We start from the raw sequence: 23942 nt of genomic DNA on the forward strand, positions 1-23942 counted from the left end.
TACATGGCGTTTATCCTCGGATCGGGCAGCCCGCGGCGGCTGGACCTGCTGGCGCAGCTTGGCGTTCAGCCCGATGCGATCCGTCCGCCGGATATCGATGAAACCCCGCTGAATGGCGAACTGCCGACCCCCTATTGTAGCCGCATCACCCGGCAAAAAGTTCAGGCTGTTCAAGCTGATAGCGATGATATCACCTTATGTGCTGACACTACGGTCGCACTGGGTCGCCGCATTCTTGGCAAACCCGAAGACGCGGGACAAGCTGCTGAGTTTCTGCACGCCCTGTCCGGCCGACGCCATCGGGTGATCACTTCGGTCGCTGTGCGGCGCGGGGCTAAAATCCTCCAGCGTGATGTGGTTTCTCAGGTAAAAGTGAAACGTCTGTCCGACAGCGAAATCAATGCCTATCTTGCGACGGATGACTGGCAGGGCAAGGCCGGAGCCTATGCAATACAAGGTCCTGCCGGTGCGTTCATCCCGTGGATTTCAGGCTCGTTCACCGGTATCGTCGGCCTACCCCTGTCCGAAACTGCTGCACTGCTGCAAGGCATCGGCTATCCCTTATATCGCGAGGTATCATGAAGGGTCGTACCATCATTCTGGATCATATTCAGGGACGCGAAGCTGCAGCTCTGATGGTGGATGGTATTCTCGACGATTTCCTGATCGCCACAGATGCCCCTGCGCCAGGTACGATCTACCGCGCCCGCGCCGATCGCCCGGTCAAAGGTCAGGGCGGCATGTTTCTCACCACACCCGACGGCCCGGCTTTTCTGAGGCAAGTCAAAGGGTTGGCGCCCGGTGCTTTGCTACTGGTGCAGGTGACTGGATATGCCGAGCCCGGCAAAGCCATACCCGTCACGAACCGTATTTTGTTCAAAAGCCGCTTTGCGATCGTGACACCTGACGCGCCCGGCCTGAACATCTCGCGCCGTATCCGTGATGAAGATACGCGCGACCAACTTCTCGAAATCGCGCATGAGCAAATGGGAAACAGCACGCACGGCCTGATCCTGCGCTCGTGCTGTCAGACGGCGGATGCAGATGAAATCGCTGAAGATATCTCAGCCATGTTGGCACTTGCCGAGCAAGTATTGGCTGATACGGGCAGTGAACCAGAATTGCTGAGCGAGGGCGATGGTCCGCATATCCTGGCCTGGCGTGATTGGACGGACCCGGCAGAGGCCGTGACCGCATCCGGTGGATTTGAGGACCACGGTGTCGTTGATGCGCTCGATACAGCAAAGGGGATTTCCGAAACGCTTCCCGGTGGAGGACACCTCTATATCCAACCGACCCGCGCGCTGGTTGCGGTGGATGTGAACACCGGCGCCGACACATCTCTCGCGGCGGGAACCAAAGCTAACTTCGCCTGCGCCAAAGCCCTGCCGCGCGCTCTGCGCGTGCGCGGGTTGGGGGGGCAGATCACTCTGGACCTTGCACCGATGCCCAAGAAAGACCGGAGGGGTTTCGAATCGGCCTTGCGGTCGGCATTCAAGTCCGATCCTGACGAGACGATCCTGGCCGGTTGGACCCCGCTTGGCCATTTCGAACTACAGCGCAAACGTGGTCGTATCCCATTGACGGAGATCCTGAAATGAGCTGCCCGATCTGCGGAGAAGATACCCAGCAGGCCTTTCGACCATTCTGCTCCAAACGCTGCGCGGATATCGATCTGGCAAAATGGCTAAACGGTTCTTATGCGGTGCCATCGCAACGTGAAGAAGACGCCGAGACGACCTCGGAACCAACCGAAAGCCCCACGTCCCTCCCGCATTGAAAAAATGTCAAAAAGCCTCTGGACACTGCCTGTGGCAAGTCATAGAAGGCCTCCACCCAATGGCAAACGCCATTCCCGTGCCCGGGTAGCTCAGGGGTAGAGCAGTGGATTGAAAATCCTCGTGTCGGTGGTTCGATTCCGCCCCCGGGCACCATTAAAAACTCTCAAATATCTGATAATAGATATATTATTGAAAATAATGCTATCTATATCCCCCTATTTATACACCCATTGTTCGTGGAAGTTGCGGCGCTCTATGGCCTTTAGGAAAGCAAACTTCCGTAAAGGCTACTCCAGCTAGGTGGATAGTTTAGTTTCATCGGCCATCCATCTGGAGCAGCCTCAAGAGCATCATCGCTTGATTGCGCTGAGTTTTTCATATGCCTTCAACAGGCTTGCCGCGAAATCTTGAGTATCTGAAGTGAAGCCGTCGTTCTTTTGGTTTTCGAAGTCAAATTCAGTGGCAGTCGAAAGCGAACTGTAGTCGATAGTCATAAAGCCGCGTCATCATTTTTCCGTCATTTTGTAATTCCCTAACGTGCGACCAAGTGAACGGTTTCTGAACCACACTTGTTCGTTCAATTGGTGTCTACTAGTTTCAACCCAAATCCCGCACAGAGGACATTTTCGAAATGCCCAATCAAGACATTTGAACCGTGAAAAACTTAGCTGAGTATCTCAAAATCGCCGAGAAAACGGCTTATCGGTTCGCATCTGAGGGCAAGGTTCCCGGGTTCAAGGTGGGAAAGGCATGGCGATTTCGCAAAAGCGAGATCGACCGCTGGATTGCCGAGCAGGAACAAAAACAAGAAAGGGAACAAATATGACTGGGCAACAGCAGGCAGAGGCATTGCGCCGAGAAATCTGGAGCATCGCAAACCGTGTACGTGGTGCGGTTGACGGCTGGGACTTCAAGCAGTTTGTTTTGGGCGCTTTGTTCTATCGCTTCATCAGCGAGAACTTCACCAACTACATCGAAGGTGGCGACGACAGCATCAACTATGCCGGTATGTCCGACGCTGAGATCCCCGATGAAGTTAAAGACGACGCGATCAAGACCAAGGGCTACTTCATTTATCCCAGCCAACTGTTTCAAATTGTGGTGAAGACCGCGAGCAAGAACGATAGCCTGAACACCGACCTGGCGGAGATCTTTTCAGCGATCGAGGCTTCGGCGAGTGGCTACCCATCCGAGCAGGATATCAATGGCCTCTTTGCTGATTTCGACACCACCAGCAACCGCCTGGGCAGCACGGTCAAACAGAAGAACGAAAGGCTGGCTGAGGTCCTCAAAGGCGTGGCAGGCTTGCAGCTGAAATTTGAAGACAACAAGAACGACCTATTTGGCGACGCATATGAGTTCTTGATCTCGAACTACGCCGCCAACGCGGGCAAATCCGGCGGTGAGTTCTTTACGCCGACCCATGTGTCTAAACTCATCGCCAAACTGGCCATGCATAAGCAGACCAGCGTCAACAAGATCTACGATCCAGCGGCGGGGTCTGGGTCGCTGCTTTTGCAGGCCAAGGAAGAGTTTGAGAACCATATCATCGAGGACGGCTTCTTCGGGCAGGAAATCAATTACACTACGTACAACCTCGCTCGCATGAACATGTTCTTGCACAACATCAACTACGATAAGTTCAATATACAATACGGCAACACGTTGACGGAGCCGCATTTTGGAGATGATAGGCCCTTTGATGCCATCGTTTCGAATCCGCCTTACTCTGTGAATTGGAAGGGTTCAGATGATCCAACGTTGATCAACGATGACCGTTTTGCCCCAGCAGGTGTGCTGGCCCCGAAGTCCAAAGCCGATTTTGCCTTTGTCCTTCACGCATTGCATTACCTGTCTGCCAAGGGTCGCGCCGCGATCGTTTGCTTCCCTGGAATCTTCTACCGAGGCGGAGTAGAGCAGAAGATCCGCAAGTATTTGGTAGACAACAACTTCGTCGAAACGGTGATCGCGTTGGCACCGAACCTATTCTTTGGAACTACTATCGCGGTCAACATACTAGTACTGGCCAAGAATAAAACAGACACCGCCGTTCAGTTCATTGATGCCACGAGCGAGGAGTTCTTTCGAAAAGGGTCGAACAACAATTTCATGGAAGATCGGCATATTGCCGAAATAATTAGGGTATTCGACACTAGGGAATCCGTGACACACGTCGCCGAAACCGTTCCCTACGAAACGGTTGTTGAGAAAGAATACAACTTGTCCGTTAGCTCCTATGTGGAGCCCAAGAACACTCGCGAGGTGGTCGACATCACCAAACTGAATGCTGAGCTGGCAACTACCGTCGCCAAAATCGAACAGTTGCGAGCGGACATTGACGCCATCGTTGCGGAGATTGAGGCATGAGCGATCGGAGCTTTCTCGAAAAGCTGTTGGGTGGAGCCTCGGTGGAGTGGGTGCCGTTGGGGGAAATTGTTGATACCCTGACTGCCCCTGCCAAAGTAAAAAAGAGGGACTATCTGCAAAAGGGCGCGACCCCGATTGTAGATCAAGGAGCAGTTTTTATTGCAGGCTATGTTGACGATGGTTATGAGCCGATCGCAAATGGCGAATATGTAATTTTCGGTGATCACTCTGAGCACATCAAATATGTGGACTTTGCATTTGTCCAAGGAGCTGATGGTCTCAAGATCCTGAAGACAAAATCTGACCTTACCAAGTACGTTTATCATGCCTTCCTAAGTCGATACCATAAAGAGCTAAATTATAAGCGCCATTGGTCTATGGCCAAAGAAACGCTTATCCCCATTCCTTGCCCCGAGGACCCAGAAAAGTCGCTCGCAATCCAAACGGAGATCGTCCGGATCTTGGAGACTTTTGCCGGACCAAATGCTGTACTAACAGCTGCGCTGACAGACGAGCTTGAAGCGCGGAAAAAACAATACAGCTACTATCGCGACCAGCTACTGAGTTTTGATGGTTGCGATGTCAAGTGGAAGACACTTGATGAAATTGGTGAGTTCATTCGAGGCAAGCGTTTTACGAAGTCCGACTACGTAGAAGCTGGAATTCCCGTGATCCACTATGGCGAAATTTACACTCACTACGGTGTCTTTGCGGAGACGGCGCTTTCCATGGTCAGAAGCGACATGGCAAATGCGCTTCGGTACGCCGAACACAACGACGTTGTTATCGCAGGTGTCAGCGAAACCGTTGAAGACGTTGGAAAAGCAGTTGCGTGGCTTGGAAGAGAGCAGGTTGCCATTCATGATGATAGCTATGCCTTTCGCCATGAGATGAACCCCAAGTTCATCGCATACGCGATGCAGACGAACGCCTTCCACGACCAGAAGGCGAAGCACGTTTCAAGCGGCAAGATCAAAAGGCTACTGATTGACGGAATCAAGAAGGTAAAACTACCTGTCCCGTACCCAAACCACCCTGAAAAGTCCCTTGCCGAACAGGCTCGCATCGTTGCCATCCTCGACAAGTTCAACGCCCTGACTACTTCCCTCAGCGAGGGCCTGCCGCGTGAGATCAAGTTGCGCCAGCAGCAGTATGAGTACTACCGCGATATGCTCTTGAGCTTTCCCAAACCCGGGGGGGACTCGTAAATGAGCCAGACCCTCGAAGAGATAGCCCGACAGCTAAGTACGCCCCGGGTCATTCGAACCACTGTGACTAAGGAAACAAAGCAGATTCCGCCCAGGGAAGTTGAGCAAACAAAACCTGTCCCGAAAGTACAGCTGATCTATGCCTTTAATGGCACCGGCAAGACGCGGCTGTCTCGTGCGCTCAAAAACCTAATCGCTCCAAAGCCAAAGGATGGGGAAGAAGGTGAACTCTCGCGCGATAAAGTCCTATATTATAACGCCTTCACGGAAGACCTGTTCTACTGGGACAATGACCTTCTTGGAGACAGTGACCCCAAGTTTATGATCCAGCCAAATAGCTTCACAGACTGGATTTTGGTTGATCAGGGTCAAGAGATTAACATCACCAAGAACTTTCAGCGATATGCAAATGAAAAGTTAACTCCAACGTTCAACGAGGAATACACGCGCCAAGACGCAAATGAGAATGAAACGACGGTCAAGGCTTTTTCCGAAGTGACGTTTTCAATAGATACGGGCGACGACGAGGAAATCGGCAACTTCAAAATCTCGAAGGGAGAGGAAAGCCTTTTTGTTTGGAGCATTTTCTACACGTTGCTCGAAGAAGTGGTCTCTGTCCTAAATGTCCCAGAACCTGAGGAGCGCAGTACCAGCCAATTCGATCAGCTGGAATATGTCTTCATTGATGACCCGGTGAGCTCGCTGGATGAAAACCATCTGATAGATTTGGCCGTGAACCTAGCTTCTTTGGTCAAGTCTGCGCCAGAGCAACTGAAATTCATTATCACCACTCATAGCCCTTTGTTCTATAACGTCTTGCACAACGAACTCGGTATGAAAAAGAAAGGCAAAAAAGACGGGTGCTATTTGTTGGAGCGGTTGGAAGATGGGACATACAACCTGAACGTCAAGCCCGGTGATGCAAACAAAAGCTTTTCCTATCACTTGCATTTAAGGAGAGTGTTGGAAGAGGCGACCCCTGACAATGGTGATAGCAAAGTCGAGCGGTATCACTTCGTACTTCTCCGAAACCTTTACGAAAAGACTGCGGGATTCTTGGGGTATCGAGAATGGGCTGATCTTCTGGACACCGCGCCTGGCGACAAGAATGCGTATGTACGTGCAATAAACACTTTCAGCCATTCTGCTCTTTCGCATGAGCAAATGCGCGAACCCACGCCGCCCGAGAAGAATACAGTGAAGATCCTGTTGAAAAATTTGGTAGACAACTACGGCTATTGGAAGCAGGACGACCAAAATGGTTGAGCAAACAAAAACCATCGCGGAAACGAAAAATTTCATCGTTCTCGATAAGTACTACAAAGAATGGGACGCCGCTGATCGCTACCAGAGCGAAGACGATCTGGAACGTGAGCTTGTGCAGGATTTGGTCAACCAGGGTTATGAGTTCCTGCCCACCCTGACGAACCCAGACGCGATGCTTGCCAACGTCCGGGAACAGCTGGAACAGCTGAACAACATCAAGTTTTTGGGAGATGAATGGAAGCGCTTTGTTGAGACCTACCTCGACAAGCCCAGCGACAGCATCGTCGACAAAACCCGCAAGATACATGACGATTACATCCATGACTTCGTCTTTGACGACGGGCGTATCCAGAACATCTACCTGGTCGACAAGAAGAATATGACCCGCAACAAACTGCAGGTGATAAAGCAGTTTGAACAGGTCGGCACACACGCTAATCGCTATGACGTGACGATCTTGGTAAATGGTTTGCCGTTGGTTCAAATTGAACTGAAGAAACGCGGCGTAGCGATCCGGGAAGCTTTCAATCAGATTCACCGTTACAGCAAGGAAAGCTTCAACAGCGAGCATTCCCTGTTCAAGTTCTTGCAGCTTTTCGTGATTTCGAACGGAACCGATACCCGGTATTTCGCAAACACGACTAAGCGAAACAAAAACAGCTTTGACTTCACCATGAACTGGGCGAAGGCGGACAACGAGCTAATCAAAGACCTCAAGGACTTTACCGCAACCTTCCTTCAGAAAAGTACGCTGCTGAACGTTCTGTTGCAGTATTCGGTTTTTGACGTCACCGAAACGTTGCTGATCATGCGCCCCTATCAGATTGCAGCGACTGAACGCATCCTATGGAAGATCAAGAGTTCATATGAGGCCAAAAACTGGAGGAAGCCGGAGAGCGGTGGTTTCATCTGGCACACCACTGGCTCAGGCAAAACTCTGACGAGTTTCAAGGCGGCACGGTTGGCAACAGAGCTGGATTTCGTCGACAAAGTCTTCTTCGTCGTGGACCGGAAGGACCTAGACTACCAGACCATGAAAGAGTACCAGAGATTTTCTCCTGACAGCGTCAATGGCTCTGACAGCACAGCCGGGTTGAAGCGAAATTTGGCTAAGGACGATAACAAAATCATCGTTACGACGATCCAAAAACTGAACAACTTAATGAAATCAGAGACTAACCTGCCTGTTTATGAACAGCAGGCGGTCTTCATTTTCGATGAATGCCATCGCAGCCAGTTTGGTGAGGCACAGAAGAATCTGAAGAAGAAGTTCCAACGATTTTACCAGTTCGGTTTCACAGGAACACCAATTTTCGCAGATGACATCGTTGATGGCAAACTGATCCGGAAGGGGAATGCTCTAGGGGCGGAGACGACTGCCAGTGTCTTTGGCCGTAAACTGCATTCCTATGTGATCACTGATGCAATTCGCGATGAAAAGGTTTTGAAGTTCAAGGTCGACTACAACGATGTGCGCCCCCGGTTCAAAGCCTTAGAAACCGAGCAAGACGAAAAAAAGCTCAGCGCGGCTGAAAACAAGCAAGCTCTTCTTCATCCAGAACGTCTTCGGGAAGTATCGCAGTATATTCTGAACAACTTCCGGCAAAAAACTCACCGGATGCAAGCAGGCAGCAGTGGGTTTAATGCCATGTTTGCTGTCAGCAGTGTAGATGCCGCAAAGCTATACTATGAAACCTTAAACGCTCTGCAAGCTGACAGTGCAAAGCCGCTGAAGATTGCGACGATCTTCTCTTTTGCAGCCAACGAACAGCAAGACGCGATCGGAGATATCCAAGACGAGAGCTTCAACGTTTCGGCGATGAATAGCAGCTCCAAGGAGTTTCTGAGCGCCGCAGTCGATGACTACAATGCCTTGTTCAAAACTAGTTTTAGTGTCGATAGCAGTGGTTTCCAAAATTACTATCGCGACCTTGCCAGCCGCGTTCGCTCCAAGGAAATAGACTTACTTATTGTCGTCGGTATGTTCCTTACAGGCTTTGACGCGCCAACGCTCAATACCTTGTTTGTCGACAAAAATCTTCGCTTTCACGGATTGATGCAAGCGTTCTCCCGAACCAATAGAATCTACGACGCGACCAAAACATTTGGCAATATCGTAGCGTTCAGGGACCTTGAGCAAGCGACGGTTGATGCCATCACCTTGTTTGGTGACAAGAACACAAAGAACGTCGTGTTGGAGAAGAGCTACGACGAGTATATGAAAGGTTTCGTTGATCAGGAAACCGGAGCGGCGCGACGCGGATTCATTGATGTTTTGAAAGAGCTATCTGGACGGTTTCCGAAGCCAGACGAGATCGTCAAAGAAACAGACAAGAAAGAATTCGCGAAGCTCTTTGGCGAGTATCTGAGGGTTGAGAACGTACTCCGAAACTACGACGAGTTTGCTGCATTGAAGGCTTACCAAGACATAGATTTTGCAGATCCCTCTGCAGTTGAGGAGTTTAAGCAAAAGCATTACTTGAGTGACGAGGACCTTCGAGATCTGGACTCTATAGACCTGCCTTCAGATCGAGCAATTCAAGACTATCGATCTACATACAATGACATTCGCGATTGGCTGCGCAAAGAAAAGTCTTCGGCTGAACAGGAACAGAGCAAAATCGAGTGGGATGATGTTGTTTTTGAAGTGGATCTTCTAAAATCGCAAGAGATCAACCTCGACTACATCCTCGAGTTAATTTTTGAGAAAACCAAGAAAGCGGAGAGTAAGAGGGATCTGATAGAGGAAGCTCGCCGCGTCATTCGTGGCAGCCTTGGAAATCGAGCCAAAGAGAGCCTGATTGTGGACTTCATCAACCGGACCGATCTTGATCAGATTGATGACAAGGTCGGTGTGATCGATGCATTTTTCTCCTTTGCTCAGGCAGAACAAAGCAAAGAGGTTGAAGAGCTTATCAAGTCGGAAGGTCTAAATTCTGATGCAGCAAGGCGCTATATTTCTGTTTCAATAAAACGCGAGTATGCAAGTGAAAACGGCGCTGACTTAAATGCCGTACTGCCGAAGATGAGCCCTCTTAACCCACAGTTTCGCACCAAGAAGACTACTGTTTATGAAAAGATCTCATCGTTCGTCGAAAAATTCAAAGGCGTGGGGGGACAGGTTTAGAGAAACATTGCGCGATCTAGAACAATATCTTGGCGGTCGCGGCAACGCACGGCCTTTGTGTTCAGTAAAAGCTTTCAATCTTCAATGGACCAATTGCTTGATCGGGAGCAGGTCACTCTTCGCCCGTCCTTTTTGCTGATGTGCCATTGGCAAACCATTTTGTCCGATCTCCTGTGGAGGATTCAGTGATTGGTCACGCAACCGCGCTATAGGGCTTTGTAGAATGTTTGACCAAGTAACTTTTTTGGCAGCCTAACCCGCAGTACGGAAGCTGACACCGCATAGAAATGAACTCGCGTTATGAGCGTGAGTTGCCCGGCACGATAACTTTCAACTCTCTGCTCAAATTTACGCGAGATTCAAAGTGCGCCTCTATTTCCGCACCACTTCGATACAATGTTTTTCCACCGACAAATGACGTGAAAACTTGCTCGCGGCATTCTTGGGCGGATGCGACAAATCAAAATTTGGCTTTGGGCTTGATGTTGTGAATTTCCCAGTTCCAGAAGTTCAGGGCGTTTTTTTTGGGTCACATGCGCCGCCTTCTAGCGCCAAAATCCGAGCTTCCAGTTCGCTGGTTTCCAGCGTGCGCCGGTAGGTTTCAATCAAGGCCATATAGTGTGATCCCTCAGTCGGTGTTAATTCACCCAGCGAAACTTTTTCCAACACCGCACCAGCGGCCTTTGCGGCATCCGAGGCGCATTGCATCGAAGGTAGGTCCACCACTACCGGCGTGTCTTTTCGTGGCGGTGCTATCCTTTCAAGGCATAGGCGAAGAGCCGTTGTGTCGCCCTCTAAGGCTTGGTCCACAGCTTTGCGTGTTAGTGCGGCGGCTTCACCATCAAGTAGGGTCATGGCAGCTTGTGTCGCCTTGTGGCGTGCGCCCTTGGGTCTGCCTGGGTTTCCGTGGGCAAACCGACCAGCATCGTCGCGACCCGTTTCTAGTCCGTTTTTACGGCTGGTTGTAGGCATCGATCAATTCCTCCAGCGCGGCATTGGAAAGGCGCGTTACGTCCAAGCTCTCAAGCCCTTCATCTTCCTGGGACTTGATTTCACTAAGTGTCGATTTCGAAAGCTTGGAGATATCCAGTGTGGTTTGGGCCGGTTGCAGAACTGTTTTTTTGCGCTCCAGCGCCTCAATACGTCTACGCTGCTTCATTTGTTCGTCCGCTTTAGCCTAACCAAAAAACTTTGGCCTATGGCAATATCTATATATGCCACAATCATTGTGACACGACTTGGCGATTTTGCGCGCTTTGCGTCACAAAATTCAGGATAGTTCCAGCCTCATGGTGCGTAGCCTCGGCGTTTGCGTCCTGTTTTTTGTGACGACGTGTCCTAATCCTTGTGCGGGGGTTTTGCTTTTCCCTCCATTGAACAAAGCTCTTTGTTGCTGGTTTGCGATCTGGGGTCGGCAATTCTTCCAATCGCCATTTTGACGCCTTGCCAATACCAGTCGGACCAAGGTGCGGTGAAGTACTTAAAAAGATAAATCCTCGTTCCTGCAAAGCATTAAACCACGCGCCGACGGTGTTGCGGTGGACGTTAAGGGCTTTTGCAGCATCACGGTGACTCAAGTAGATTTCTCCATTGTTCGATCCGTTGAATCGACGCTTTAGTTCGATGTAGAGCGCCCGTGGTCCGGGTTGCATGGTGTCCCACGCTTGTGTCGCTTGAAGCCATTCTGGAAGTTGGACATGCCGTCCGGCTCTCTTTTTGCTATATTTGTAGGGTCGCCTCGGCATCAGTTGTGATCCCCTTTTTGCAGAGAGGGCCAATTGAAATTAGCACAGCTCAAAGAACGCGGATGGCTCGATGGAAAGACCGGAGCGAACAAGTATGCTGTCAGCATCTCTCGCCCCCCCAAGATTTGTCTGACGCTGGCGTGCAGGATGTATCGGCCATGCGTGACTGAGAATTCTCCGCCGTGCGGTTCGTGTAGAGTTTCAATCGGCACACCTCGCTTTCGCAGTTCGTGAATGTAGGCGCTCCACCGTGGCGCGGGGTCGGTGATCGGCTTGCAGCCGGTCGCGCCCGCTTCGATCAGTTGGTTCATAGCCCATGCTATGCAACCTTTGACGCAAATTAGGAAAGGTTCGCCGTTTCCTTCGAGGTGGACTTGATAAGGCCCCGCACGCTTTGAGAAACCCCTGACACGTGATACACTTTGAATGCCCGCCGCAATGCCATTGCGGCTACCAAGCCCCGGGTGCGCCTGCTCGCGCTCCGGGGTTCTGCTTTGCCCGCCGCTCATATTATGCTGCCTCTTCTCGCAGGTTTTGAAGATGGGCTTCTAGTTCACCTTCTGGCCAGTATAGCCGCCCGCCCAACTTGGTTGGTTTTGGCAATCGGCCTGTGGCTAGATCTAGGTAAATGGCACTTCGGCTACGGTTACCTAGCCGTTCGCGCAATTCATTCAATGTAAGATACTTTTGCATTTGGCACTGTCCTTTCTAATAAGGTGCAGTGCGAAAATGCCCAAATGTGCTTTTCTTTGGGATTGTGAAAGAAAGTCAAAAATTAAATCGCAGGTCGTCAGCTGCTTTCCATACATCTCGGGCGGTTTGTTCGGTCTGTGCTGTATTGCTATGTAAGATGGAAATTTCAGACCAAGATGCGTTGGAGGCACGAGCATCGAGCGTTCGAAGATACACCAGCCACTTTTTTGAATGCCGACGCGATTGCAGTGTTTTGCCATGTAGGTTGATCTGAGCACTCTTGAGAAGCTGCTTGGCAGACTTGAGTTGTGGTTCAAGCGGTTTGTTTACATCAAAGTCGATACGCAAAGAATTTTCGGGCGGCTTTTTTGTGGAAAACAGAGTTAAGACTTCGGACCAATCATCAAATGAAATTACATAGAATGGTTGGTCGCCTATCTTTGGGTTGGGTAAACCAGCAAGCCCCAAGGTCTTAGCGAGTGGATGATCCGCAGTGAAGCCTGGTTCATTTGTCTTCAGTGGTACTCTTCCCCTGAGCACTTCAGGTCCATTGCGGAGAAGATTTAGGCTGGCAATGTAAGTTGGGTCAGCGGCTTCCTCAAACGCTTCACGTACATCACATCGACGTCTAACAAACTCCCAGCGCCAACGGTTTCTAGTCCAATTCTTGGTGTTTCCGTAGTTTGCGGCTTTTTTCCAATTGGGAATACCCCATTCATTTGGCATCTCTTCTGCCGGTGCGCCTACATCCCCTTTGCGTTCTGTCATCGAGTCGTCTCCGCCAGCTTAACCACCTGCCCAGCGCCGCCTGTAACGTAATCCGCCCAACGGTCAGCTAGCTTGGCCCGTTGCTCTAGAAAATCCGTGCGGCGGTAAGCGCGCACGACGCCACTATCCACTGTGTGCCCCAGTATCGTTTCAGCTACTTCATGAGGAGCGTCTGTGGCTTCGGCCAGCCATGTACGCAGAGATGTTCTGAAGCCGTGTGGACGCGCTTCCAGACCCCTCCTCTCCATGTGGCGTGAAAGCGTCATGTCACTGATTACTCCTTTTCGGCTGTTGGGAAAAAGGAAGCCATTGCGTGCGTGCGGTTTTGCCAACTCGATAATGCGCTGAGCTTCTGTGGATAGCGGCACGCGAAAATCAGACGTTTGACCTTTGCGGCCCTTCATGTTGTCACCGGGGATGGTCCACACATTGATGTCTATCTGTTCAAGTCGTATCTGGCGCAATGGCTTTGAACGCACCCCTGTCAGTATCAAAAGGCGCAAGGCAAGATGGGTCAGCTTTGGTTCTTCTAGACTTCCATAAAACTCAGGCACATCCGTCCAAGCCATCGCAGGAATGTTTTTAGGCACATGGCGCGTTTTCCCTAATAGAGCTTTTGCTTTTTCAGTTGCTTGTAGGTCCACATCCAAGCCCAGAGCCGCTGCGTGTTTAAACACGATTGAAAGCCGGTTCATGGCTTTACGTGCGGTGTCTGCCTTCGTGTGCCAGATAGGGGCCAGCGTATCGCGAATGTCGCGTTGATCTAAATCCGTTACCGGCACGCGGCCAAGCTTGGGCAATACGTGATTGCTTAGTGGCGACAACCAACGCCCCGCTGTTCCTTCGCCTTTCAGCTCGGCCTTGCGGGCCTCAAAAGCATCCGCCGTGAGAACGGATAAAGAGATATCCTCGCGTCGTGCCGCCCGCCGTTCGGCTTCTCGCTCCTTGATGGGGTCACGGTCACTTGCCGCTACCTCTCGCCAGCGCTGAGCTACCTTGCGGGCTTCGGCCAAGCCCAGGTTGGGATAGCCACCTAAGCCCATTTCCCGCCGCCTGCCGTGTACCGTCACGCGCAACACCCATTGCGCCCCGCCATCGTCTCGCTTCACTAACCAAAGCCCAGCGCCATCGCAGTGCTTTCCCGCCGGTGCGGATTTTAAGAATGATGAAGAAAGTCGGTTTCTTGCTCGCATTATGTCCACCTAAATATCCACCCTAACGTAGTGGGCACACCAGGGCAGAACAAGACAGCGCTGGACAGTTTTACCTTTGTTTTTAGCGACATATGGCGCAGCGCTGCACGCCTATGGACATTACAAAACAGATGGTGTGTGCCGCCCCCGGGCACCATTCCCAACAGGTAAGCTACTGTTTCCCTTCAGCTTTAAGTGGAGCTGACCAAGGGCGTAGTACATGCTGGAGAACAAAACCGTTCCCTTCTCATTTGTAAAAGCAGGGGTCTTCAACTTCACACGACGGGTCCCGAAGGACCTCGATCACCACTATACCACCGGAAAAATATCGTTGTCGCTGCGGACAAGATCAGCGGCGGTCGCAAAGTCCCGAGCGCAAAGAGCTGCTCAGCAACTGGATGAACACTGGTATCACCTACGCATCCAAGATGTAGACCTACCGGGTAAGCATCTTCTGAGGATGGGAGGTGCCGCCGAGCTTGGGACTTCGATGTCATGCACCGATCAAACAAGCGTTGACACTGTAAAGCTCTTAGAAGCCGTGTCAGTCTATCTGCAGCTGAAGGGGCAAAGACGTCCAATCACCTTTCACAGAGCTGCTGAGCGGTCGTGTGGCTATGTCTTGTACGTCTGCGGGGACAAAGACATCAGAAGCTATACCAAGACGGATGCCAATGCGTTTCGCGACGAGCTGGTGAAGCGAGAATTGGCGGGTAGCAGTATCACCCGCATCTTTGGGACGTCAGATCAGTCATCAATTTCGCTGCTTCTGAAGCCGGTATCACACTGACCAACCCATTCGCTGGTGTGTACTACGACAGAAGTGCCGGTGTCGAAGATCGTGAACCTATGCCAATCGAAGCGATCCGCTCTCTGCAATCCAAATGCCGGTCCCTTGATGACGACTTGCGATGGCTGGTTGCTCTGGTCTCGGACACAGGGATGCGGCTTTCAGAAGCTGCGGGTTTGCTCAAAGAGGATTTCGAGCTGAATGACCCAGTGCCTCACGTAGTTGTCCAAGAGCATCCTTGGCGTCGGCTGAAGACATCAGGTAGCAACCGAAAGGTACCTCTGGTCGGGGCGTCACTATGGGCCGCCAAGCGCTTGCTCTCTGAGAACACTGACAGCCAGTTCGCTTTTCCCCGGTACAACAAATCGAAAACCACGAACGCTAATTCTGCTAGTGCCGCGCTGAACAAATGGATGAAGCCCTATGTACCAAGCCGTTGCACCATGCACAGCTTTCGTCATTCGATGCGTGACAGGCTGCGCGCTGTCGAGTGTCCGTCCGACATCGTCGACCAGATAGGTGGCTGGCAAACCGAAGGCGTAGGGCATGGATATGGTAAGGATAATCCGCTTGAAGTGCTGAGCAAATGGCTGGAAGCAACGGCATAGCTCCAGCATGTACTACGCCCTTGGTCAGCTCCAGTTAAAGCTGAAGGGAAACAGTAGCTTACCTGTTGGGAATGGTGCCCGGGGGCTGTGTTCTATTCCCGTTACAGGCACCCTTGTCAGGTCTCCCGTCAGCAAAACAAGGGCTATCCCGGCAGCTTAGCTGAGGTCAACAGGCACCAGCGGGTCTACGGTATGGTCTACGGTGATGGCTTAGGGGTAGGAAAAGTTCTGCAGTACCCCGAAATCCCCCGCAGGACCTACGGGGGTAAATCACTGCAGTGGTATAGATAGTTAGCCCTTGAGGTATTTGACCCCAAAACATCACCCAAGTGTCATGGCGCGAGTGCAGTTTCGGTCACTACTTCGCCTGTCGAGGGCTCAGGTTCTTCTAGGAGATAAATGCTCGACAGTTCTTCCAGTCTTATCGGCTACCTGTCAATTGCACGGCACTTCAAGCGATGGTGCTTTTTCAGATTTAAGCTAGTTGAAGTGTCTGATCCTTCCCAACTGCAACTGAAAAGAACATGAACGGCGTCAGCTTTTGTGGCGCGGTGCTCACCGGCAATCGACACTCCACCTCATGCCCAAATCCGACAGATGCCTTTGAACCCGCCCAGGATAATCAGATACAATTGCATCCACGCGCAGGTCGATCATCCTGTCTATTTCTTCGTGCTCATTGACCGTCCAAACGGCAACACATAGGCCCAGTTCTTTTGCGCGCGCCACATTTTCATCCGTTACATCCGTGTAGTATGGGCACCAAAGCGAACCGCCAGCTTGCTTGACCAAATTTGGAATTTCATCACGACGACCACGAAAGTCAGGGCAAACCGCTTTCGAGGAATCCTCACCAACATCCGCCGCGTTTTCCGGAAGCTGCGTCAGGTAGGAAGACGGCATGTCAGGAGCCTGCCGCTGACACTCCTCCAACAGGTTCCAATCAAAACTGTGGAGCACCGCGCGCGAAGACAATCCTTTGTCGCGTACTTCTTGAAGAACCCGCTCGACAAATTTCCTCCTATAAAGCGCATCGTGAGCCAAATCCGGATCCGACTTCAGTTCGAGCATCAAATAGGCGTCGCCATATTTTGGATCATCAACCAATTCCAGCAAATCCTGCAACTTTGGAACACGGATGCCATCCAGTTGAGCTTGGTCCGGAAACCGTTGGCCATAAGCCGAGTGACCATCCAACCGCCCGATGTCAAATTGCTGGATTTGCTCGAACGTCAATGACGAGACCTTCGGCTCTTCTCCGGTTAGAAACAGGCCATTTGCGTCACGAAAGCTAGGAGCGTGCAGCCGATGGTTGTGGGTTATGACCGGTACGTCATCGGCCGTCAGGACAACATCAAACTCAAGCAGCGGGACGCCGATAGAGAGCGAAAAGTCAAAGCCAATCATACTGTTTTCGGGCAGCACACCCCGCGCACCTCGATGCCCCACAACCCGGATCAGGTTTTTGCCACCACGAAAGGCTTCAACCTGTGGAAAGACCATCAGCCTTCCAACCTCTTGCCGGATGAATGGTCAAACAGATGCATGTGCTCTGAGGCAACTGAGAACCGCATGCTCGGATGCCGGCCTTCGATTGGGTGGACACCCGGAAGACTTATCGTAATCGCGTCGCCTGCATCCGTGAGCTGGCCATGCAATAATGTGTTTGCGCCTAGCGGTTCCGCCATCTGAATAGCGGCTTCCAACGGACCATTGTCGTCCAGAAACAGATGCTCTGGTCGGATTCCAAGCTTTAGTGGGGTATCAGGCCCCGTGGATGGGCCAATCTCTAAGCCCCCTATCTTAACCGTTCCGTTTTCACGCTGAGCATTAAAGATATTCATTGCAGGGCTACCAATAAACTGAGCCGCGAAAAGGGTTCCTGGTGTTTCATATACCTCCAATGGCGTCCCAATCTGCTCAGCGATGCCTCCGTTCATCACGATCATCCTGTCTGCCATCGTCATCGCTTCGACCTGATCGTGAGTCACGTAAAGCGATGTAATTCCTAACTTTTCCTGAAGCTCGCGGATTTCTAAACGCATCTGAACACGCAGCTTGGCATCAAGATTTGAGAGTGGTTCATCAAACAGGAAAACCGCCGGCTCGCGAACAATTGCCCGCCCCATTGCCACCCTTTGGCGTTGACCGCCTGAAAGCTGCCGGGGTTTGCGGTCCAACAAAGCTTCCAGCTGCAACAGTTTGGCGGCCTCGGTCACCTTCTGGTCAATCTGGTTCTTTGGAAGCCCCGCGATTTTCAGCCCATACCCCATGTTCTGGCGCACCGACATATGTGGGTAGAGCGCGTAATTCTGGAACACCATCGCGATATCGCGATCCATCGGCTCTTTGTCGTTGGCTCGTTCTTCTCCAATCCGGATTTCACCGGATGTCACGGTTTCCAGGCCGGCAACCATCCGCAACAGCGTGGACTTCCCGCAGCCCGAGGGTCCAACGATTACGATGAACTCACCGTCCGCGATATCTATATCGATGCCGTGGATAACGTCCGTCGGGCCAAAGCTCTTTTTGACATTCTCAAGGGTTACTGTTGCCATTTCTTACTTCTCGCTATCGACAAGGCCGCGGACAAAGAGCTTTTGCATCGACACCACCACGATGACCGGCGGGATCATTGCCAAAATCGAAGTGGCCATGATGACGGGCCATTCCGCTACGTCGTCGCCGGATGGGAACATCTGTTTGATACCCATCACGATGGTGTTCATTTCAGGATCGGTAGTGATGAGCAGCGGCCAGAGATATTGATTCCACCCGTAGATAAAAAGGATCACGAACAGCGCCGCGATATTCGTTCGGCTCATGGGGACCACGATATCAATGAAGAACCGCATCGGGCGGGCACCATCGACGCGTGCAGCTTCGGCCAGTTCATCCGGGATCGTCAGAAAGAACTGCCGGAACAGGAACGTTGCCGTGGCCGAGGCGATTAAGGGGAAGATCAGCCCATAGTAGCTGTTGAGCATGCCGAACCCGGCGACAACTTCGAACGTCGGCACAATACGAACTTCGACCGGAAGCATCAGCGTTAGGAAGATCAGCCAAAAGAACGTCGTTCGCCCGGGAAAACGGAAATAGACGATCGCAAAAGCTGACAGCAGCGAAATTATGATCTTGCCCACTGCGATTCCGATGGCCATCACGAGACTGTTGAACAACATTGTGGCGACCGGGACGTTCACGCCGGAAAACAGCGCGGCCTTATAGTTTTCCCAGAATTGATCGCCGGGAAGAATGGGCATGGGCGGCGACACGATTTCCGGCTGGGTCACAGTCGATGCCACGAACGCCAGCCAGATCGGGAAAAAGATGATTAAGACGCCAAGGATCATCATGGCATGGGTCAACCAGATCCCCATGCCACGTTTTTCGACCATTCCGTGTTGTTGGGCTGCCATCAGTAGTGCACCCTTTTTTCCACGTATTTGAATTGGATGACGGTCAGCAGACCAACGACAATAAGCAGGATGACGGACTGAGCGGAGGACGAACCGAGATCTTGTCCAACGAACCCATCCGAGAAGACTTTGTAGACTAGAATGGTCGTCGCCTGCTGTGGGCCACCGCCAGTGATCGTGTGGATGACGCCAAAGGTCTCAAAGAATGCATAGACAACATTCACCACTAACAGGAAGAACGCGGTTGGCGACAAAAGCGGCAGCACGATTGTGAAGAACCGGCGCCAGAAGCGCGCGCCGTCAATTGCCGCAGCCTCGATCACCGATCTTGGGACCGACTGCAGCGCTGCGAAGAAGAACAAGAAGTTATAGCTGATACGCCCCCAGGCTGAGGCTACAACCACCAGGCCCATGGCCTCGGTGCCGTTCAGAACGTGGTTCCAGTCATATCCAAGCTGGCCGAGGTACCACGACACGACACCAACACGCGTGTTGAACATGAACAGCCACAGCACGCCTGCAACAGCGGGGGCAACGGCGTAGGGCCAGATCAGCAGCGTCCGGTAAACACCCGATCCTTTGATCAGGCGGTCCGCTATGACCGCCAGAAACAACGCCGGGATCATTGAACACAGTGTTACGAGCGTTGAAAACACCGCCGTCGTCACGAAAGATGCGCGATAGAACTTGTCGCTCAGCAGAAACTCGAAGTTACCCAATCCAACAAATTGGGACGACAGCCCAAATGGGTCAGGAATGAACAGGGACTGCCACACCGCCTGCCCGGCCGGATAGAAAAAGAAAACGGCGGAGATAATGACCTGAGGGGCGATTAGAGCCAATGGCAGAAGCCAGCCGCGAAAGGTGACGCGTTTTTCCATCCCGATAAACCACCGAATAAAGAAGATGCGGGCCCGAAACAGGCCCGCATCGAATTAGGACTTATTGATTGGCAGACTCGAACCGGCGCAGCAGGGCATCGCCGCGTTCTTTCGCACTGTCCATTGCTTCCTGAGCGGTCTTTTCACCGGACCAGACAGCCTCGAGCTCTTCGTCGATGATGCCGCGGATCTGGTCAAACGACCCCAGACGCAGACCCTTCGAATTCGCAGTCGGCTCTTTGGCGGTCATCTGTATGACAGCAATGTCAGTACCTGGGTTTTCTTCATAGAAACCAGCATTTCGGGTCGCGACGCCAGCTTCGGCGGTGATTGGAAGATACCCTGTGTTCTGGTGCCAGTTCGCCTGAACGTCCGAAGACGACAGGAAGCTCAGGAATTCACCGACACCTTTGTATTCTTCAGGATCGTGACCCTCCATCACCCAAAGCGAAGCGCCACCAATAATGGTGTTTTGCGGCTCGCTTACGACCGCCTCCCAATAGGGCAATGGGCGCACGTCGAATTCGAACTCAGCCTCAGAGCTAATGCCGGCATAGCCTGCCGAACTTTCGGTGAATAGCGCGCATTCACCTGCCCGGAAGTTCGCGCCACCTTCGTTTCTGCGGCCGGTATAGATGAATTTACCATCTTTGGCCCAGTCACCCATCGCGGTCAGGTGCGCCACCTGCGTCGGTCCATTCAACATCAGTTCGGTATCAAGACCGGCAAATCCATTGTCCTTCGATGCGAATGGGACGTCGTGATAGGCCGAAAGGTTCTCAAGGTGAATCCAGCTTTGCCAAGCAGTGACCAGCGGACAGTCTTCACCCCCAGCCTTAAGCTGGTCAAGAACGTCACCAACCTTTTCCCAGGTCGACAAATCCGTGTCAGGGTCAACACCCGCCGCTTCCATAGCATCGCGATTGACCCAGAGAACGGGTGTGGACGAGTTGAAGGGCAGCGACAGCATGTCCCCGTCAGTGGTCGTATAGTAGCCTTTGACGGCACCAATGTAGGCATCAGGATCGAATGATGCACCGCTTTCAGCCATCACTTCATACACGGGTTTGATAGCCCCTTCGGCCGACATCATCGTTGCCGTGCCTACTTCGAAAACCATCAGGATATGTGGTTGTTCACCTGCTCGGAAAGCAGCAATACCCGCATTCAAGGTTTCCGAATAGTTGCCTTTATGGCTTTCTACTACAGTGAACTCATCTTGGCTGGCATTGAACTCTTCAACCTGAGCCTTCACAAGATCGCCTAGTCGACCGGTGAAGGCATGCCAGAACTGAATTTCGGTTTGCGCCATAGCCGCCACCGGCGACAGAGCAGTTGTTAAGGCGAGAGCGCCTAGAAAATTCTTTTTCATGATTCCTCCCATGCATCAGGGGTTGATGCTTCGTTGAATACCGACCGCAACGCGTAATCAGCACACATGACGATTTCACGACGTTAACGTTACAATTTTATAATTCAAGCATTTAATTTTTGAGAAAAACATAACATTACATTATAAACCAACCAGGGAAACAACGAACCAGGTTCAAAATATGAGTCAAACTTTGCGGATCCGGCAATTGGAAGCGCTCATGGCCGTTTCCACCAATGGGTCGGTCACTGCTGCGGCAACGGATCTTGGGATAAGTCAGCCCGCAGTCAGCAGACTGCTTTCTGATTTGGAAAAATCACTTGGCTTTCAGCTTTTTGATCGCCGCGAAGGTCGCTTGGTGCCGTCGCAGGAGGTACGATATCTGCAACCCAGCGTAGAGCGCGTTCTGGAATTGATGAAGCAAATCTCGGATGTCAGTCAGGACATCACACAGCGCAAAGCGGGTCACATCCGCGTCGCTTGCTTACCGGGGTTCGCCACAAGTCATCTTCCCGATGTCGTCGCCAAGTTTTTGCAGGATCGGCCCGGCGTCACCCTGACGATTGAACCAGACCGACCGGAACGGATTCTCGAGTGGATGATAGGTGAGCAGTATGATTTCGGGATCACGGACAGCTTTAACGGTCACCCGGCCGTTGAAAGCAGAAACATCAATGTCCGCACAGTTTGCGTGTTTCCCACCGGGCATGAATTGGAAAGCCTCTCTGAGGTGACACCAGCGGATATTACAACGGCTAAAATTATACATACACGACGCGACAGCGACTTTTTTGGGCGGCTTTCCAAAGCGTTTCAGAACGCCAACGTAGAGTTGAATTCCCACATCGAAGTCAGGCAGTTCACCGCAGCTTGTGAGTTGGCACTAAAAGGTGTCGGAGTTTCCGTGGTAAGCGAGTTGGACGCCATCCAGTATTCAACGCGTGGATTGAGCTATAGGCCGTTCAAGCCATTGCTTCCACATACACTATCGCTTGTGCGCCCAATATTGAAACAACCGTCACTAGTGACACTCGAATTCATCGAACAGTTTCAAGAAAGCTTAAAACCGTTCAAAGCCCAATGAGCCCGTCAAAAAACCACGGCACATGAAAGAGCCTTTGCGCTGCCGACAAATCACCTACCCCTTTCTGCATAAGAAACATCAGAGTTTTGAGACCTCTGGGCATCATCCGGATCCAGCACCAAAGCGATCCACACCCATTCAGCCATGACCAGTGAATACGCCCAATGCGTATGTCTATGTGTTGATGATGGGATTCTTATCATTCGCTAAAGGAATAGATATGGCGACCCGTTGGGCCAGTGATCTTCGATCCTGGTCCGCTGAGCGTCGTCAAAGTTCAGGTGTGCGACCTGAGCATTTGTGAACTCTTCTCGCATGGCATGGATTAATCCTGCGGGTTTTATGGCATCGGGATTCTCTGCCGCCTTTTCAACACGGGGCTCGACTGCTGTTTCGCCCAATTTGATCGCCGGTCCGAGCAGTGCGAAGGCAGGATTGATGGACAGAGCTGCGATCGCACCAATGAATTCAGCGATGCCCGCGCCCCATTTCAATCTGACTGGTATTTTGGTGGCTGCAACAGCCTTTGCGTAGGCCTTAACCAGCGTCTCCATGCGCTCGCGCGCCTCTTGTTTGCTGGTTCCTCTCAAAGCTTCGACCGATGTCCAGGCACGCAAGGCGTTGCGGTGTTCCTGCACCTCAGGCATTGCGCAAAGATCAAGCGCGGCCTTGATCTGATCTTGATGAGAGCGTGTCTTGCCCTCAGCAGTTTCGTGATGTGGAACCAGAAATTCCCAACCAAACGCGCGCAGCAAAGGTTCCTGCTCTGGAGTGTCATCAAGGAAAGCCTGAGGGCCATCATAGGCCGGGATAACTGCGACCTCGGTGAGAGGTATTCCCTTGATTAGCGCCCGGTTCCGTTTGGCATCCACGAAATCCTGAAGAACCCGACGGGTTAGGTGAAACGCAGGCGCATCGAAATCCTCTTCCTTTTGCGCTGCTTCGAATCCGGGCTGTTGCTGAAGATCGACCACATCCATTTCGGCGTCCGTAGCGATCTTTCGTTTTTTCCACTCCAAGTGGTGCGCGTTGTCCCAGGAAACCTCCATCAAACGATCTCTGGGAATCCAGCTTAGTATCTTGCCCTGGCGCACCGGGTTCCATTTTGCAGGCCAAGTCGCTCCTTGCGGTGGCCGGGGGATCACCAGTGTCTCGAAAAGCACCAACTCGGCGACGAAAGCGCTCGGTCGAAGATGATCGCGCACTGACATGGTGCCCCAAAGCTGCGACGAATTGTTCATGGCATTTCTCCTGCAATCGTCTTGCAGATCAGGTTACCATCTTTGTGCACCAACCCAAGATGGTTGCTTGGGTATGCCCAAACAAAGCTGATGTAGCTTATGCAACAGGAATGCGGAAAACTCATCTCGCCGCGCTCGCAATTCCGCGCCACCATTTCTAATAGCGCCCAAAATGCCAAGCGTTGTCGCGAACGACTGGTCAGGCAATGCAGCGGTGCGATAGGACGGTATTTCCCGAAAATCCGGTCGCACCATTCTAGGCCATCAATGTGAATGTCCGCGTAGAGGATATTCATGGCTTCCTAGTCTGATGACCCTCTTCTTCAGCAACACAGTGATTACATCCGCAATGGCTTTGCAAATTCGATGCCAGTTGTAAGGCGCTAGCCGTTGCATACC

The 23942-nt window shown here is 51.9% G+C and carries 24 protein-coding genes and 1 tRNA gene; 12 read left to right on the forward strand and 13 right to left on the reverse strand.

The window, feature by feature from the left end; genetic code table 11:
* Positions 1 to 3: 3 nt before the first annotated feature.
* The 9 genes from ACRZ9U_RS05755 (at position 4) to ACRZ9U_RS05795 (ending at position 9749) form a co-directional block, all read left to right on the forward strand.
* Positions 4 to 582 carry a Maf family protein gene (locus ACRZ9U_RS05755; RefSeq protein WP_170402462.1) on the forward strand — a complete coding sequence of 193 codons (579 nt, stop codon included), beginning with the start codon at positions 4 to 6 and terminating at the stop codon, positions 580 to 582.
* Positions 579 to 1601 (forward strand): ribonuclease E/G, encoded by a 1023-nt coding sequence (locus ACRZ9U_RS05760; RefSeq protein WP_170402466.1) that lies wholly within the window; start codon positions 579 to 581, stop codon positions 1599 to 1601. Before ACRZ9U_RS05755 ends, ACRZ9U_RS05760 begins: the two co-directional genes overlap by 4 nt.
* Positions 1598 to 1780, forward strand: a complete 183-nt coding sequence (locus tag ACRZ9U_RS05765; RefSeq protein WP_170402469.1) for a DNA gyrase inhibitor YacG — start codon at positions 1598 to 1600, stop codon at positions 1778 to 1780. Before ACRZ9U_RS05760 ends, ACRZ9U_RS05765 begins: the two co-directional genes overlap by 4 nt.
* Positions 1781 to 1859: 79 nt before the next feature.
* Positions 1860 to 1934 (forward strand) — tRNA-Phe (locus ACRZ9U_RS05770).
* A 502-nt stretch (positions 1935 to 2436) separates the two neighbouring features.
* On the forward strand, positions 2437 to 2607 hold the full coding sequence (locus ACRZ9U_RS05775; protein WP_480901378.1) for a helix-turn-helix domain-containing protein: 171 nt from the start codon (positions 2437 to 2439) through the stop codon (positions 2605 to 2607).
* Positions 2532 to 4148 (forward strand): type I restriction-modification system subunit M, encoded by a 1617-nt coding sequence (locus ACRZ9U_RS05780; RefSeq protein WP_480901380.1) that lies wholly within the window; start codon positions 2532 to 2534, stop codon positions 4146 to 4148. The genes ACRZ9U_RS05775 and ACRZ9U_RS05780 overlap by 76 nt, the downstream gene beginning before the upstream one ends.
* Positions 4145 to 5356 (forward strand): restriction endonuclease subunit S, encoded by a 1212-nt coding sequence (locus tag ACRZ9U_RS05785; protein WP_480901382.1) that lies wholly within the window; start codon positions 4145 to 4147, stop codon positions 5354 to 5356. The genes ACRZ9U_RS05780 and ACRZ9U_RS05785 overlap by 4 nt, the downstream gene beginning before the upstream one ends.
* The gene (locus tag ACRZ9U_RS05790) at positions 5357 to 6622 is read left to right on the forward strand and encodes an AAA family ATPase (protein ID WP_480901384.1); all 1266 of its coding nucleotides are present in this window, start codon (positions 5357 to 5359) and stop codon (positions 6620 to 6622) included. It abuts the gene before it with no gap.
* Complete coding sequence (locus ACRZ9U_RS05795; protein ID WP_480901386.1) at positions 6615 to 9749, forward strand: type I restriction endonuclease subunit R; 3135 nt, start codon at positions 6615 to 6617, stop codon at positions 9747 to 9749. Before ACRZ9U_RS05790 ends, ACRZ9U_RS05795 begins: the two co-directional genes overlap by 8 nt.
* A gap of 510 nt (positions 9750 to 10259) precedes the next feature.
* Here the strand turns inward: ACRZ9U_RS05795 and ACRZ9U_RS05800 are convergent.
* The 6 genes from ACRZ9U_RS05800 to ACRZ9U_RS05825 form a co-directional block, all read right to left on the reverse strand.
* Positions 10260 to 10721, reverse strand: a complete 462-nt coding sequence (locus ACRZ9U_RS05800; protein ID WP_480901388.1) for a DUF5681 domain-containing protein — start codon at positions 10719 to 10721, stop codon at positions 10260 to 10262.
* The gene (locus ACRZ9U_RS05805; RefSeq protein WP_480901390.1) at positions 10702 to 10908 is read right to left on the reverse strand and encodes a hypothetical protein; all 207 of its coding nucleotides are present in this window, start codon (positions 10906 to 10908) and stop codon (positions 10702 to 10704) included. Before ACRZ9U_RS05805 ends, ACRZ9U_RS05800 begins: the two co-directional genes overlap by 20 nt.
* Before the next feature lie 64 nt (positions 10909 to 10972).
* A complete protein-coding gene (locus ACRZ9U_RS05810) occupies positions 10973 to 11326 on the reverse strand; it encodes a hypothetical protein (protein WP_480901392.1) in 354 nt (117 codons plus the stop codon).
* 167 nt (positions 11327 to 11493) lie between these two features.
* On the reverse strand, positions 11494 to 12003 hold the full coding sequence (locus ACRZ9U_RS05815; RefSeq protein WP_480901394.1) for a winged helix domain-containing protein: 510 nt from the start codon (positions 12001 to 12003) through the stop codon (positions 11494 to 11496).
* A 259-nt stretch (positions 12004 to 12262) separates the two neighbouring features.
* Positions 12263 to 12955, reverse strand: coding sequence for a hypothetical protein (locus ACRZ9U_RS05820; protein WP_480901396.1), 693 nt, complete (start codon positions 12953 to 12955; stop codon positions 12263 to 12265).
* Complete coding sequence (locus tag ACRZ9U_RS05825; protein WP_480901398.1) at positions 12952 to 14148, reverse strand: tyrosine-type recombinase/integrase; 1197 nt, start codon at positions 14146 to 14148, stop codon at positions 12952 to 12954. The genes ACRZ9U_RS05820 and ACRZ9U_RS05825 overlap by 4 nt, the downstream gene beginning before the upstream one ends.
* A 220-nt stretch (positions 14149 to 14368) precedes the next feature.
* Here ACRZ9U_RS05825 and ACRZ9U_RS05830 point away from each other — a divergent pair, with 220 nt between their 5' ends.
* Together ACRZ9U_RS05830 and ACRZ9U_RS05835 are read left to right on the forward strand one after the other, a co-directional pair.
* Positions 14369 to 14938: a DUF6538 domain-containing protein gene (locus tag ACRZ9U_RS05830; RefSeq protein ID WP_480761461.1), complete on the forward strand. Its 570-nt coding sequence runs from the start codon at positions 14369 to 14371 to the stop codon at positions 14936 to 14938.
* Positions 14939 to 14955: 17 nt separating this feature from the next.
* Positions 14956 to 15546 carry a tyrosine-type recombinase/integrase gene (locus ACRZ9U_RS05835; RefSeq protein ID WP_480901400.1) on the forward strand — a complete coding sequence of 197 codons (591 nt, stop codon included), beginning with the start codon at positions 14956 to 14958 and terminating at the stop codon, positions 15544 to 15546.
* Positions 15547 to 16101: 555 nt separating this feature from the next.
* Here ACRZ9U_RS05835 and ACRZ9U_RS05840 read toward each other — a convergent pair.
* The 5 genes from ACRZ9U_RS05840 to ugpB all read right to left on the reverse strand — a co-directional run bounded on the left by ACRZ9U_RS05840 (position 16102) and on the right by ugpB (position 21218).
* Positions 16102 to 17049, reverse strand: a complete 948-nt coding sequence (locus ACRZ9U_RS05840; RefSeq protein WP_480901402.1) for a glycerophosphodiester phosphodiesterase family protein — start codon at positions 17047 to 17049, stop codon at positions 16102 to 16104.
* Complete coding sequence (ugpC, locus tag ACRZ9U_RS05845; protein ID WP_480901404.1) at positions 17049 to 18104, reverse strand: sn-glycerol-3-phosphate ABC transporter ATP-binding protein UgpC; 1056 nt, start codon at positions 18102 to 18104, stop codon at positions 17049 to 17051. The genes ACRZ9U_RS05840 and ugpC overlap by 1 nt, the downstream gene beginning before the upstream one ends.
* Before the next feature lie 3 nt (positions 18105 to 18107).
* A complete protein-coding gene (ugpE, locus tag ACRZ9U_RS05850; protein WP_170392936.1) occupies positions 18108 to 18944 on the reverse strand; it encodes a sn-glycerol-3-phosphate ABC transporter permease UgpE in 837 nt (278 codons plus the stop codon).
* Positions 18945 to 18964: 20 nt separating this feature from the next.
* Positions 18965 to 19846: a sn-glycerol-3-phosphate ABC transporter permease UgpA gene (gene ugpA, locus ACRZ9U_RS05855; RefSeq protein ID WP_155150415.1), complete on the reverse strand. Its 882-nt coding sequence runs from the start codon at positions 19844 to 19846 to the stop codon at positions 18965 to 18967.
* A gap of 61 nt (positions 19847 to 19907) precedes the next feature.
* Positions 19908 to 21218, reverse strand: coding sequence for a sn-glycerol-3-phosphate ABC transporter substrate-binding protein UgpB (ugpB, locus tag ACRZ9U_RS05860; protein WP_170392713.1), 1311 nt, complete (start codon positions 21216 to 21218; stop codon positions 19908 to 19910).
* Between the two features lie 181 nt (positions 21219 to 21399).
* On the opposite strand from ugpB, the gene ACRZ9U_RS05865 reads away from it, so the two are divergent.
* On the forward strand, positions 21400 to 22302 hold the full coding sequence (locus tag ACRZ9U_RS05865) for a LysR substrate-binding domain-containing protein (RefSeq protein ID WP_170402476.1): 903 nt from the start codon (positions 21400 to 21402) through the stop codon (positions 22300 to 22302).
* A 206-nt stretch (positions 22303 to 22508) separates the two neighbouring features.
* Here ACRZ9U_RS05865 and ACRZ9U_RS05870 read toward each other — a convergent pair whose 3' ends face one another.
* On the reverse strand, positions 22509 to 23543 hold the full coding sequence (locus ACRZ9U_RS05870) for a hypothetical protein (protein ID WP_170402479.1): 1035 nt from the start codon (positions 23541 to 23543) through the stop codon (positions 22509 to 22511).
* Positions 23540 to 23839, reverse strand: a complete 300-nt coding sequence (locus ACRZ9U_RS05875) for a hypothetical protein (protein ID WP_170402481.1) — start codon at positions 23837 to 23839, stop codon at positions 23540 to 23542. Before ACRZ9U_RS05875 ends, ACRZ9U_RS05870 begins: the two co-directional genes overlap by 4 nt.
* Positions 23840 to 23942: the final 103 nt, after the last annotated feature.

Source organism: Ruegeria sp. D7 (genome assembly GCF_056534355.1).

Excerpts from the sequence above, each read along its gene's own strand:
- ACRZ9U_RS05815 (WP_480901394.1), bottom strand. The coding sequence starts at position 12,003 with ATGAGCGGCGGGCAAAGCAGAACCCCGGAGCGCGAGCAGGCGCACCCG.
- ACRZ9U_RS05760 (WP_170402466.1), top strand. The coding sequence starts at position 579 with ATGAAGGGTCGTACCATCATTCTGGATCATATTCAGGGACGCGAAGCT.
- ACRZ9U_RS05875 (WP_170402481.1), bottom strand. The coding sequence starts at position 23,839 with ATGAATATCCTCTACGCGGACATTCACATTGATGGCCTAGAATGGTGC.
- ACRZ9U_RS05870 (WP_170402479.1), bottom strand. The coding sequence starts at position 23,543 with ATGAACAATTCGTCGCAGCTTTGGGGCACCATGTCAGTGCGCGATCAT.
- ugpA (WP_155150415.1), bottom strand. The coding sequence starts at position 19,846 with ATGGAAAAACGCGTCACCTTTCGCGGCTGGCTTCTGCCATTGGCTCTA.
- ACRZ9U_RS05795 (WP_480901386.1), top strand. The coding sequence starts at position 6,615 with ATGGTTGAGCAAACAAAAACCATCGCGGAAACGAAAAATTTCATCGTT.
- ACRZ9U_RS05755 (WP_170402462.1), top strand. The coding sequence starts at position 4 with ATGGCGTTTATCCTCGGATCGGGCAGCCCGCGGCGGCTGGACCTGCTG.
- ACRZ9U_RS05825 (WP_480901398.1), bottom strand. The coding sequence starts at position 14,148 with ATGCGAGCAAGAAACCGACTTTCTTCATCATTCTTAAAATCCGCACCG.
- ACRZ9U_RS05805 (WP_480901390.1), bottom strand. The coding sequence starts at position 10,908 with ATGAAGCAGCGTAGACGTATTGAGGCGCTGGAGCGCAAAAAAACAGTT.
- ACRZ9U_RS05865 (WP_170402476.1), top strand. The coding sequence starts at position 21,400 with ATGAGTCAAACTTTGCGGATCCGGCAATTGGAAGCGCTCATGGCCGTT.
- ugpB (WP_170392713.1), bottom strand. The coding sequence starts at position 21,218 with ATGAAAAAGAATTTTCTAGGCGCTCTCGCCTTAACAACTGCTCTGTCG.
- ACRZ9U_RS05790 (WP_480901384.1), top strand. The coding sequence starts at position 5,357 with ATGAGCCAGACCCTCGAAGAGATAGCCCGACAGCTAAGTACGCCCCGG.
- ACRZ9U_RS05830 (WP_480761461.1), top strand. The coding sequence starts at position 14,369 with ATGCTGGAGAACAAAACCGTTCCCTTCTCATTTGTAAAAGCAGGGGTC.
- ACRZ9U_RS05840 (WP_480901402.1), bottom strand. The coding sequence starts at position 17,049 with ATGGTCTTTCCACAGGTTGAAGCCTTTCGTGGTGGCAAAAACCTGATC.
- ACRZ9U_RS05765 (WP_170402469.1), top strand. The coding sequence starts at position 1,598 with ATGAGCTGCCCGATCTGCGGAGAAGATACCCAGCAGGCCTTTCGACCA.
- ugpC (WP_480901404.1), bottom strand. The coding sequence starts at position 18,104 with ATGGCAACAGTAACCCTTGAGAATGTCAAAAAGAGCTTTGGCCCGACG.
- ACRZ9U_RS05780 (WP_480901380.1), top strand. The coding sequence starts at position 2,532 with ATGGCGATTTCGCAAAAGCGAGATCGACCGCTGGATTGCCGAGCAGGA.
- ACRZ9U_RS05785 (WP_480901382.1), top strand. The coding sequence starts at position 4,145 with ATGAGCGATCGGAGCTTTCTCGAAAAGCTGTTGGGTGGAGCCTCGGTG.
- ACRZ9U_RS05800 (WP_480901388.1), bottom strand. The coding sequence starts at position 10,721 with ATGCCTACAACCAGCCGTAAAAACGGACTAGAAACGGGTCGCGACGAT.
- ugpE (WP_170392936.1), bottom strand. The coding sequence starts at position 18,944 with ATGGTCGAAAAACGTGGCATGGGGATCTGGTTGACCCATGCCATGATG.
- ACRZ9U_RS05820 (WP_480901396.1), bottom strand. The coding sequence starts at position 12,955 with ATGACAGAACGCAAAGGGGATGTAGGCGCACCGGCAGAAGAGATGCCA.